This window comes from Kitasatospora sp. NPDC051164 (genome assembly GCF_044455625.1).
GTDB lineage: Bacteria > Actinomycetota > Actinomycetes > Streptomycetales > Streptomycetaceae > Kitasatospora.
This window is the reverse complement of record NZ_JBITFB010000006.1, coordinates 161,033-170,772: the sequence shown is the minus strand read 5'-3', so window position 1 is coordinate 170,772 and position 9,740 is coordinate 161,033. Positions and strand designations below refer to the sequence as shown.

The following is a 9,740-nucleotide window of genomic DNA, read 5'->3' as shown; positions in this document are numbered from 1 at the left end:
GGGACGGGGGTGACGAGATGCGGAGGGCAGCCGAACTCCTGCTCTGGTGGGGACTGTTGCTGCTGCTCAACACCGTGCTGATCAGCTCGGTGTCGCCACTGGAGGTGGCCGTGGGCGGCGGCGTCGCCCTGCTCGGGGCGGTCGGCGCGGTCGCCGTGCGGCTCGCCTCGGGCGCCTCCCCGGGCGGTCCGGCCCGCCTCGCCGCCGCGCTGTGGGCCTTCCCGTGGACGCTGCTGGCCGACACCGGCCGGCTGGCCCTCGCCGTGGTCTCGCCCGGGCGCCGGCAGGCCGGCTTCCGCACCGTCCGGCTCGCGCACGGCACCGGCCCCGCCTGGGCGGCCGCGCTGCTCTCCTCGACCCCCGGCGCGTACGCCGTCGAGGCCGCGGACGGCACCCTCACGGTGCACGCGCTCGGTCGACAAACCTCTTCCCTGGAGCGCGCGTTGACGGCCGACCCGGACACCTCGACAGCGGACACCCCGACGGCGGGCGCCGAGTGAACGCCTGGCTGCTCGCGGCGGCCTTCCTGGCCGTCGGCGGGATCGGGCCGTGCCTGCTGCTCGGGCTGCGCGGCGAGGCGCAGCGGCGGCTGGCCGGGTTGAACCTCGCCGCGACGGTGGCCTCCGCCGTCCTGCTGCTGCTCGCCCAGGGCTTCAGCCGCAGCTCGTACACCGACCTGGCGCTCGACCTGGCCGTGCTCGCACCCGCCGGGACGCTGGTGTTCACCCGCTTCCTGGCCGGCGAGGAGCACTGATGGGCCGTCACGTCCTCGCTCTGGTGCTGCTGTGCGCGGGCACGGCCGCCCTGCTGTTCGCCGCCCTCGCGCTGGCCGTGCTGCCCGGCCCGTACCTGCGCCTGCACGCCCTCTCCCCCGCCGCCGCGCTCGGCGCGCCGCTGGTCGCGCTCGCCCTCGCGGTGGACACCGGGCCGGGGCGTATGGCGGTCAAACTGCTGGTGATCGGGCTGCTGTCGGCGGTCGGGGGCACCGTCACCACGATGGCCGTCGCCCGTGCCACCGTCCGTGTCGAGGCCGCCCGGGAGGCCGAGCGGTGACCGATGCCCTGATCGTGATCGCCCTGTTGCTGACCGGGCTCACCGCCACGGCGGCCGCGCTCACCCGCGACCCGGTCCGGCAGGCCGCCGTCCTCGCCCTGCTCGGGCTCTGCCTCGCCGTCCTCTTCACCGTGCTCCAGGCCCCCGACGTCGCGCTCTCCCAGCTCGGCGTCGGCAGCGCGATCACCCCGCTGCTCATCCTGCTAACCGTGCGCCGGGTGCGCCGCGAGGAGAACTCCGACGACCACCCGGACCGCTCCGAGTGAGCCGGACCACCCGGCTGCGGCTGTTCCTGGTCGCCGCCGCCGTGCTCGCCGCCGGGCTGATCACCGCCGCGGGCCGACTGCCCGGCTTCGGCGGGCTCCGGCACCCGTACGGCGAGCGTGCGGTGGCGGCCGGACTGGAGCGGCGAACGGCCAACATCGTCTCCTCCGTCAACTTCGACCAGCGGGCCTTCGACACCCTCGGCGAGGAGTCGATCCTGTTCGGCTCGGTGCTCGGCGCGGGCATGCTGCTACGCCTGGCCCGGGACGAGCACAAGCGCGGCGCCGCCGCCGAGCCGGTGCTGCCCACCACGCGGCTATTCGGCGCCACGCTGCTGCCGGTCACCGTGCTGACCGGCGGATACCTCGTCGCACACGGCGCGTTGAGCCCGGGCGGCGGCTTCCAGGGCGGCGTGGCGCTCGCCACCGCCCTGCACCTGGCGTACGTCGCCGCCGACTACCGGGTGCTCAAGCGGATCCGCCCGCTCGCCGCACTGGACGTCGCGGACGCGCTGGCCGCCGGGGCATTCGCCGCGCTCGGGCTGGTCGGTCTCGCGGCCGGGGCGGGCTACCTCGCCAACACGCTGCCGCTCGGCACCTTCAACCAGCTCGCCTCCAGCGGGCTGGTGGCGGTGGTCAACGCCGCCGTCGGGGTGGAGGTCGCCTCCGGCGTGGTGGTGCTCCTGGCGCACTTCCTGGACCAGGCCGTCGAGGTCGCCCCCGCGGGAGGAGCCGGTGAGTGAGCGAAGCGCGGTGGGCGCATGAGTGAACTGCCGTACCTGGTGGCCGGGTGGATCCTGCTCGCCGGGCTGTACGGCCTGGTGACCAGCCGCAACCTGGTGCAGGCCGTCGGCTGCCTGGCCGTCGCCCAGTCCTCGACGTACGTCCTGCTGCTCGCGGTCGGCTACCGCCGCGACGCCACCGCCCCCGTCTTCTCCGACCTGCCGACCGACGCCCCGGTGGTGGACCCGGTGGTCCAGGCCCTGACGCTCACCGACGTCGTCGTCGGCGCCACCGTCACCGCGCTGCTCCTCGCCCTGGTGATCCAACTGCGCAAGCGCCACGGCACGGTGGACCCGGAGGAACTCACCGGGCTGCGCGGGTGAGCCCGTCGGACACCTCCGACCTGTTGCCGCTGGCCGTCGCGATCCCCCTGCTCGGCGCGGCGCTCATGGCCGTCGCCGGGCGGTGGCTGCCGCGCTCCGGCCGCGACGCCCTCGCCACCGCCCTGGCCGCCGTCGACCTCGGCTGCCTGGCGCTGCTCTGGGCGCGGACCGGCCCGGACGGCCGGGCGGTGTCCTGGCTCGGCGGCTGGCTCCCGCACGACGGGCACAGCGTGGGCATCGTGCTGGTCGCGGACCGCCTCGGCGTCGGCCTCGCGCTGCTCGCGGCGGTGCTCGTGCTCGCCGTACTCGGCTACGCCTGGCGGTACTTCGACGAGCCCTCCGGCGAGCACGGCGGGATGTTCCCCGCGCTGGTGCTGCTCTTCGAGGCCGGGATGTGCGGGTTCGCCCTCACTGGGGACCTCTTCGACGCCTTCGTCTTCTTCGAGCTGATGGGCGCCGCCGCCTACGCGTTGACCGGCTACCGGATCGAGGACCCGCGCCCGCTGCACGGCGCGCTCGCCTTCGGCCTGGTCAACTCGGCCGCCGCCTACCTGTCACTGCTCGGCATCGGCCTGCTCTACGCCCGCACCGGCGAGCTCGGCCTGGCCCAGATCGGCGCCGAACTCGACCGGCTCGCCGCGCCCGGGCGCGGCCCGGACGCCCTGCTGGTGCTCGCCTTCGTCCTGGTCTTGGCCGGTCCGCTGGTGAAGGCCGCCGTGACGCCGTTCCACTTCTGGCTGCCGGACGCGCACGCGGTCGCGCCGAGCCCGGTGTGCATGCTGCTGTCCGGGGTGATGGTCGAACTCGGCGTGTACGGGGTGGCCCGGATCCACCGGGTGGTCTTCTCCGGCGCGGGCGGCCTGCCCGACGCCGTGGTCCGGGACACCCTGCTGGCCGCCGGGGTGCTGACCGCACTGGTCGGGGCCGTGATGTGCTGGCAGCAGCGGCACCTGAAGCGGATGCTGGCGTTCTCCACGGTCGGGCACATCGGCCTGTTCCTGATCGGCACGGCCCTGCTCACCCCGGCCGGACTGGCCGGCACGGCGGTGTACGTGGCCGGCCACGCGGGTGCCAAGGCCGCCCTGTTCGGGCTCACCGGCGTCCTGCTCGACCGGTACGGCTCGGTGGACGAGCACGGGCTGCACGGCCGGGCCCGCGAACTCCGGCTGCCCGGGCTGCTGTTCGGGCTGGGCGCGCTCGCGCTGGCCGGGCTGCCGCCGTTCGGCACCGGGCTGGGCAAGGCCGTCGCCGAGGAGGCGGCCGGACACGAACTGGCCTGGCTGCCCGCCGTGTTCGTGCTGGTGTCGGCGCTGACCGGCGGGGCGGTGCTGCGCGCGGGCCTGCGGGTCTTCGGCGGGCTCGGCGCGCCGCCGAAGGAGCACCCCGAGGTGGCCGACACCACCGGCGAGGGTGAGGAACCCGAGATCCGCGCCCCGGAGCGGCGGCTGCCCCCGCCGATGGTGCTGGTGCCCGGGCTGCTGCTGGCGGGCTGTCTGGCCGTGGGCGTGCTGCCCGGCGTCGGCCGGGCGCTCGCAGCGGGGGCGGCGGCCTTCAGCGACCGCGCCGGCTACCTCGCCGACGCCCTCGGGCAGGCGACCTCACCCGCATCGACCGCGCCCGCATCGACCGCGCCTGCCTTGACCGAACCCGGGGCGGCACCGCCCGAGGCCTGGTGGACGGCCTCCGGCGTCGGGCTCGGCGTGCTCTCCGCCCTGCTGGCCGCCGGCTTCGCCACCACCGCCGTCCGGCAGGACCCCCGGCGCGGCAGCGGCGGGCTCCACCGGGCGGTCGTGCTGCCGCTGCGCCGCCTGCACTCCGGGCTCCTCGGGGACTACGTGGCGTGGCTCTCCGTGGGGCTCGCGGCGCTGCTGGTCGCGCTCACCGCGCAGCTGTGACCACCATGCGGCTTTGACGACCGCGCGGCTTTGACGACCACGCGGCTTTGACCACCGCAGAAGGTGGCACCCGGCTGACGGCTGGTCAACCATCCGACGCACCCGAACCGATTAGAAGCCAGAACGCTCCACCCCGGCCCGCCCTGGTTCACCTTGAATTCACATGTGCATGTAAATAACGTTCACCTCGCCCGTCTAGTTTCATGGCGCCCCGCCGCCACAAGATCCACGCGACGGGCCCCAACTCTGACAAAAATGACCTGACGTTCGAGGTACCAACCATGCACGCATTCCCCACCCGCACACGGTGGCTCCGCTCCGGCGCCGGCCTGCTCGGCGCAGTCTCGCTGGCGGCCTTCGGCGGCGCGCCCGCGGCCTTCGCGGCCGACGGCCCGCAGACCGCCACCCCGATCAAGCACCTGGTGGTGATATTCCAGGAGAACGTCTCCTTCGACCACTACTTCGGCACCTACCCGAACGCGGCCAACACCGCCGACGACAAGGTCAAGTTCACCGCCAAGCCCGGCACCCCCAAGGTCGACGGCCTCTCCGACGACCTGCTCCACCACAACCCGAACGGGACCAACCCGAAGCGGCTGAGCCCGGCCCAGGCCGTCACGTGCGACCAGGACCACACCTACAAGGACGAGCAGCTCGCCTTCGACGGCGGCAAGATGGACAAGTTCGTCGAGCACACCGATGTCGAGAGCTGCAAGGCCCCGATGTTCACCCAGCCCGGCCTGGTGATGGACTACTACGACGGCAACACCGTCACCGCCCTGTGGAACTACGCCCAGCGCTTCTCGATGAGCGACAGCTTCTTCAGCACCACCTATGGCCCGTCGACCCCCGGCGCACTCAACCTGATCACCGGCCAGACCCACGGCGGCTACCCGGTCGACCCGAAGACCGGCCAGAAGACCACCGACGCCTACGCGGTCTCCTCCCCGGACGCCAACGGCGTCGGCACCGTCATCAACGACCCCGACCCGGGCTACGACGACTGCTCCAGCTCCCAGCACAACCAGCTGGTGATGACCGGCAAGAACGTCGGCGACCTGCTGAACGACAAGGGCGTCAGCTGGGGCTGGTTCCAGGGCGGCTTCAAGCCGACCGACAACAAGGACGGCAAGGCCGTCTGCGGGGCCACCCACAACAACATCGTGGGTGCATCGCAGACCGACTACAACCCGCACCACGAGCCGTTCCAGTACTACAAGTCCACGGCGAACCCCAAGCACCTGGCGCCCAAGGACGTGGACGAGATCGGCCACGCCGGCCAGGCCAACCACCAGTACGACCTGACCGACTTCGACGCCGCGGTGCAGCACGGCAACCTGCCCGCCGTCAGCTACCTCAAGGCCGCCAACTACCAGGACGGCCACGCGGGTTACTCCGACCCGCTGGACGAGCAGCAGTTCGTCGTCGACACCCTGAACAAGCTCCAGAAGTCGAAGGACTGGGCCTCCACCGCCGTCGTCATCGCCTACGACGACTCGGACGGCTGGTACGACCACAAGTTCGCCGAGCCCGTCAACGGCTCGCGGGACGCCGCCAACGACAGCCTGAGCGGCGCCGGTCAGTGCGGCAAGGACGGCGGCTGGGGCGGGTACGCCGACCGCTGCGGCTACGGCCCGCGCCTGCCCCTGATGGTCGCGTCCCCGTACGCCAAGGCCAACTTCGTCGACCACACGCTGACCGACCAGACCTCGATCCTGCGCTTCGTCGAGGACAACTGGAAGACCGGCCGGATCGGCGACGCCTCCTTCGACGAGCACGCCGGCTCCATCGAGGGCTTGTTCGACTTCAAGAACCCGCAGTCGGCCACTCTCCTGCTCGACCCGGCCACCGGCCAGCCGGCCGGCGCGGCCACCCCGACCGGCCAGCCCACCGGTGGCACCACCGCCTCCGCCCCGGCCGGCCCGACGGACGGCACCGTCTCCGGCACCGCCGTCGCGGCGCCCACCAGCAGCGCGTCCGGCCCGGCACTGGCCACGACCGGTGCGGACTCCAACACCCTGCCGATCGCGGTCACGGCCGTGGCACTGCTCGCAGTCGGCGGCGGCGCGGTGTTCGTCACCCGCCGCAGGCGCGGCCGCCGCGCCTGACACCCGGCCCGGCGCGCATCACCCCCGGCACCGCCGGGCCCTCGACAGGGCCCGGCGGTGTTCGCGTTCCCAGGGCGGTCAGGCGGTCATGAACTCGGGCCGCGAGGAACAAGGGCCCCAGCCGGCCGGACAGCTGCGGCTCGGACCCCGCGCGAAGCGGCGCGGCCCGGCTGGGCGGGTGCCGCCGTCGAACGGGGCGTGGACGCGGGCGGCGGCGGACCGGTTGCTCCGTCCGGGGGCCGCCACGGCGTACAACGCGGGCCAGGCATCCGACGCGGGGACCGGCGTCCGGCGCCACAACCATCCCACCGGGTCTGGCCCGGTGGCCGTTCGGGAGGCTCCGAGGTTGCATGGACTGACCGAGCCCCCAGCGATCCGGAGGTAACGCCGTGTACGAGATGTGGGCCGAGCACGACCCGGCGGTGTCCCCGCCCGCCGTGGTGTGGCACGTGGTGGCGAAGGACGACGCGACATCGTCGCTGTGCGGGCGGTTCCTCGAACCGTCCCAGCGCGTCGTCCCGGCGGGGGACGGTACCGGTTCGGCCGAGCCGGACCGGTACTGCGATCCCTGCTTGGTCACCGTACGCGAGGCCTTGGCGGCCGGCGCCCGGTAACGGTCCGTTGCGGCATTCGTCACGCTCGTCACGCGTCGCTCGTCATGCGTCACTCGTCGCGGTCCTGGTCCGACGCGGTCCTCGCCCCTCACGGTCCTGGTCCGTCACCGCCCGTCACCGTCCTCGTCATGGCGTTCGTCCGTCACGGCAGCGGCACGGCCGGCAGGCACGGGTGCCGGCTGTCGACTCCCGGAGCCGCGAGGACGGTGGCCACCTCTCCGGTGATCTCCACCCGGAGTCCGCCGTCCGCGCTCTCCCAGACGAGGCCTCCGTCGGGCCCCACCGCGTGCGTCTCGTGAACGACGACGACGGCCGGTGGAGCGTGCGCGCCGATCGGGCCGGGGAGCGTCACCGCGTAGTGGCGCGTGAGGCTTCTCATCACGGCCTCCTTCTCTCCCCACCCTGTGTCACCGATTGTCCTCCCGGCCCAGTCGCTTGTATACGCACCATTGGTCCGCGGGCGGGTGCCGGGACTGCGCCTGCGGACAGACGTCGGTCCCACGGGACGACCGGTGGATCCCGCTCCGCGTTTGCCCCGGCCTGGCGCGGCTACACGCACCGGTGGACAGGAACCGGTGGACAGGAGGCGGAGGCGATCCCATGACCATGCCGGATACCAGCGCCAACGGCCGCGTCGGCCGACCCCGGACCGGTCGGCAGGAGTCGCCCGACGAACGGGCGGACCGTCGCTGGAGCGACCTGCTCCAGGAGGTCCGCGTCGCCCAGACCGGTTCGCAGGTGCTCTTCGGCTTCCTGCTGAGCGTGGTCTTCATGCCCCGCTTCGCCCAGCTCGGCGGTTTCGACCACGGGCTGTACGTGGCCACCGTCATCCTCGGCACCCTCGCCACCGGCGCGCTCACCGCCCCGGTCGCCTACCACCGGATCTTCGCCGGTCGCCGTCTCAAACCCCAATTGGTGGACGCGGCCGCCCGGTTGGTGGCCACCGGCCTGGTCCTGCTGGCGCTGACCATCGGCTCCGCGCTGCTGCTCCTGCTCCGGGTCGCGACCGGCGACTCGGCCTCCTCGGGCTGGATCGCGGGCGCCGTCATGCTCTGGTTCGCGTCCTCATGGCTGCTCCTCCCCGTCCTGCACCTGCACCGCCACAACGGGTCGCCCGGCCCGCCGTCGGCCGAACCCGGAGCCGACCGGCCCCCGCGCGACCCCCCGCCGTGACGTGGGTACGGACCGCGGCGCACGGGCCGCGTCCGGCAGGCGTCCGGCAGGCATGCGGAATGCGACAGGTGCACGAAGGCCCCGGCCAGAGAGACGCTGCCGGAGAGACGCTGGGAGAGAGATGCCGAGAGAGACGCCGGGAGCAGGACTTCCATCCGGGATGGCTTCCATGAGCGCGACGAGCCCGCGGTGCGATGCCCGCGGCCGCTGCGGGTCCAGCACGAGCAGGCCGCATGACCGGCATGACCGGGTCGTCGGGGTGAGGAGCCGGTGAGCCCCCGCCCTCGGCGGGCCGTACCGCTCGGCAGCCGCCGCCCTCGGGTGGCGCGGCGTCGCAGCGGCCCGGCCGGGCCGCCCGGGAACGCGCCCTCCGTGGACCGCGTCCCCGCCGGGCTGCGGACGGCCGCCGGGTACACCTGGCGGCTGGGATTGCTCGGCGTCGGTGCCTACCTGGCCGTCGACGTCCTCGCCCGGCTCGAAGTACCGGTCATCGCACTGTTCGTGGCTCTGGTCATCACCTCGGTCCTGCGCCCGCTGGTCGACCTGCTGGCCAGGGTGATGCCCCGCTCGCTGGCCGTCCTGCTCGCCTTCCTCGTCACCCTCGCGGTGATCGGCGGGGTCCTGACGCTGGTCGGGACGACCGTCGCCGACGAGTGGAGTCGGCTCGGCAACGAGTTGCGCGGCGGCCTCGGCCGGATCGACCGCTGGCTGACCGGCGCCCCCTTCCACCTGCGGCCCGGCACCGTCACCGACCTGCGGTCCAAGATCGGCGACTTCATCGCCGCCCACCGCTCGACGCTGGTCAGCACCGCGCTCAGCGGCGCCGGCCGGGCCGTCGAACTGGTCACCGGGCTCGCGCTCGCGGTGTTCTGCTCGGTGTTCTTCCTGCACTCCGGCGACCGGATGTGGTCCTGGGCCCAGCGGCAGCTGCCGGCCCGCAGCCGTTCGGTCTGGGACGGGGCCGGGCGCGCGGCCTGGCGCACCTTCGCGGGCTACACCCGCGGCGTGCTGATCGTGGCGGCGACCAACGCGATCCTGGTCGGCATCGCCCTGGCGATCCTGGGGGTGCCGCTGGTCCTGCCGCTGATGGTGCTGGAGTTCGTGGCGGCGCTCGTTCCGCTGATCGGCTCGCCGATCGCCCTGGCCATCGCTTCCCTGGTCGCCCTGGCGGCCCGCGGCCCGGTGATCGCCCTGCTGGTGCTGGCGCTGATCGTGATCATCGGCCAGATCGAGGGCCACCTGCTGCACCCGCTGGTGCTCGGCTGGTCGGTGCGGATCCACCCGGTCGTCATCGCCCTGTCGGTGATCGGCGGCGCCGTGCTGGCCGGTGTGCTGGGCGCGGTGGTGGCGGTGCCGGTGGTGTCGGTCGCCTGGGCGGTGATCGGCGAACTGCGCGAACAGCGGAGCCACCGCCCCCGCGGGCGCTGACCCGCAGGGCTCAGCCCGGGAGCGCGGGGGGATGGCCCGCGCGGGGGTGGCCTGACAGGATGCCCATGATCGACTTCAGTGACATTCCGCACGACCGAAG

12 protein-coding genes are annotated in these 9,740 nt (G+C 73.6%); 11 read left to right on the top strand and 1 reads right to left on the bottom strand.

Annotated elements, in window-relative coordinates; all coding sequences use genetic code 11:
- The first annotated feature begins 17 nt into the window (after positions 1-17).
- The 9 genes from ACIBEC_RS11330 (at position 18) to ACIBEC_RS11290 (ending at position 7,039) form a co-directional block, all read left to right on the top strand.
- Positions 18-500 carry a hypothetical protein gene (locus tag ACIBEC_RS11330; RefSeq protein ID WP_360491096.1) on the top strand — a complete coding sequence of 161 codons (483 nt, stop codon included), beginning with the start codon at positions 18-20 and terminating at the stop codon, positions 498-500.
- Positions 497-754 (top strand): monovalent cation/H+ antiporter complex subunit F, encoded by a 258-nt coding sequence (locus tag ACIBEC_RS11325; RefSeq protein WP_360491099.1) that lies wholly within the window; start codon positions 497-499, stop codon positions 752-754. The genes ACIBEC_RS11330 and ACIBEC_RS11325 overlap by 4 nt, the downstream gene beginning before the upstream one ends.
- The gene (locus ACIBEC_RS11320; protein ID WP_360491102.1) at positions 754-1,053 is read left to right on the top strand and encodes a monovalent cation/H(+) antiporter subunit G; all 300 of its coding nucleotides are present in this window, start codon (positions 754-756) and stop codon (positions 1,051-1,053) included. The genes ACIBEC_RS11325 and ACIBEC_RS11320 overlap by 1 nt, the downstream gene beginning before the upstream one ends.
- Complete coding sequence (locus tag ACIBEC_RS11315; protein WP_360491105.1) at positions 1,050-1,319, top strand: hydrogenase subunit MbhD domain-containing protein; 270 nt, start codon at positions 1,050-1,052, stop codon at positions 1,317-1,319. The genes ACIBEC_RS11320 and ACIBEC_RS11315 overlap by 4 nt, the downstream gene beginning before the upstream one ends.
- The gene (locus ACIBEC_RS11310; RefSeq protein ID WP_360491108.1) at positions 1,316-2,059 is read left to right on the top strand and encodes an MnhB domain-containing protein; all 744 of its coding nucleotides are present in this window, start codon (positions 1,316-1,318) and stop codon (positions 2,057-2,059) included. Before ACIBEC_RS11315 ends, ACIBEC_RS11310 begins: the two co-directional genes overlap by 4 nt.
- Positions 2,060-2,077: 18 nt before the next feature.
- Positions 2,078-2,422 (top strand): cation:proton antiporter subunit C, encoded by a 345-nt coding sequence (locus ACIBEC_RS11305; protein ID WP_360491111.1) that lies wholly within the window; start codon positions 2,078-2,080, stop codon positions 2,420-2,422.
- A 65-nt stretch (positions 2,423-2,487) separates the two neighbouring features.
- The gene (locus tag ACIBEC_RS11300; protein WP_360491561.1) at positions 2,488-4,317 is read left to right on the top strand and encodes a complex I subunit 5 family protein; all 1,830 of its coding nucleotides are present in this window, start codon (positions 2,488-2,490) and stop codon (positions 4,315-4,317) included.
- 281 nt (positions 4,318-4,598) lie between these two features.
- Positions 4,599-6,425, top strand: a complete 1,827-nt coding sequence (locus tag ACIBEC_RS11295; RefSeq protein WP_360491114.1) for an alkaline phosphatase family protein — start codon at positions 4,599-4,601, stop codon at positions 6,423-6,425.
- A 389-nt stretch (positions 6,426-6,814) separates the two neighbouring features.
- Positions 6,815-7,039 carry a hypothetical protein gene (locus ACIBEC_RS11290; RefSeq protein ID WP_360491117.1) on the top strand — a complete coding sequence of 75 codons (225 nt, stop codon included), beginning with the start codon at positions 6,815-6,817 and terminating at the stop codon, positions 7,037-7,039.
- Between the two features lie 142 nt (positions 7,040-7,181).
- Here the strand turns inward: ACIBEC_RS11290 and ACIBEC_RS11285 are convergent, their stop codons facing one another.
- Positions 7,182-7,418, bottom strand: a complete 237-nt coding sequence (locus tag ACIBEC_RS11285) for a DUF6296 family protein (protein WP_360491120.1) — start codon at positions 7,416-7,418, stop codon at positions 7,182-7,184.
- Positions 7,419-7,645: 227 nt separating this feature from the next.
- Here ACIBEC_RS11285 and ACIBEC_RS11280 point away from each other — a divergent pair, with 227 nt between their 5' ends.
- Positions 7,646-8,212 (top strand): DUF6328 family protein, encoded by a 567-nt coding sequence (locus ACIBEC_RS11280; RefSeq protein WP_396287897.1) that lies wholly within the window; start codon positions 7,646-7,648, stop codon positions 8,210-8,212.
- Between the two features lie 372 nt (positions 8,213-8,584).
- Positions 8,585-9,640, top strand: a complete 1,056-nt coding sequence (locus ACIBEC_RS11275) for an AI-2E family transporter (RefSeq protein ID WP_360491126.1) — start codon at positions 8,585-8,587, stop codon at positions 9,638-9,640.
- Positions 9,641-9,740 lie beyond the last annotated feature (100 nt).

Coding starts and splice junctions, on each gene's coding strand:
- ACIBEC_RS11330 (WP_360491096.1), top strand. CDS start 18: ATGCGGAGGGCAGCCGAACTCCTGCTCTGGTGGGGACTGTTGCTGCTG.
- ACIBEC_RS11280 (WP_396287897.1), top strand. CDS start 7,646: ATGCCGGATACCAGCGCCAACGGCCGCGTCGGCCGACCCCGGACCGGT.
- ACIBEC_RS11295 (WP_360491114.1), top strand. CDS start 4,599: ATGCACGCATTCCCCACCCGCACACGGTGGCTCCGCTCCGGCGCCGGC.
- ACIBEC_RS11285 (WP_360491120.1), bottom strand. CDS start 7,418: ATGAGAAGCCTCACGCGCCACTACGCGGTGACGCTCCCCGGCCCGATC.
- ACIBEC_RS11305 (WP_360491111.1), top strand. CDS start 2,078: ATGAGTGAACTGCCGTACCTGGTGGCCGGGTGGATCCTGCTCGCCGGG.
- ACIBEC_RS11320 (WP_360491102.1), top strand. CDS start 754: ATGGGCCGTCACGTCCTCGCTCTGGTGCTGCTGTGCGCGGGCACGGCC.
- ACIBEC_RS11300 (WP_360491561.1), top strand. CDS start 2,488: ATGGCCGTCGCCGGGCGGTGGCTGCCGCGCTCCGGCCGCGACGCCCTC.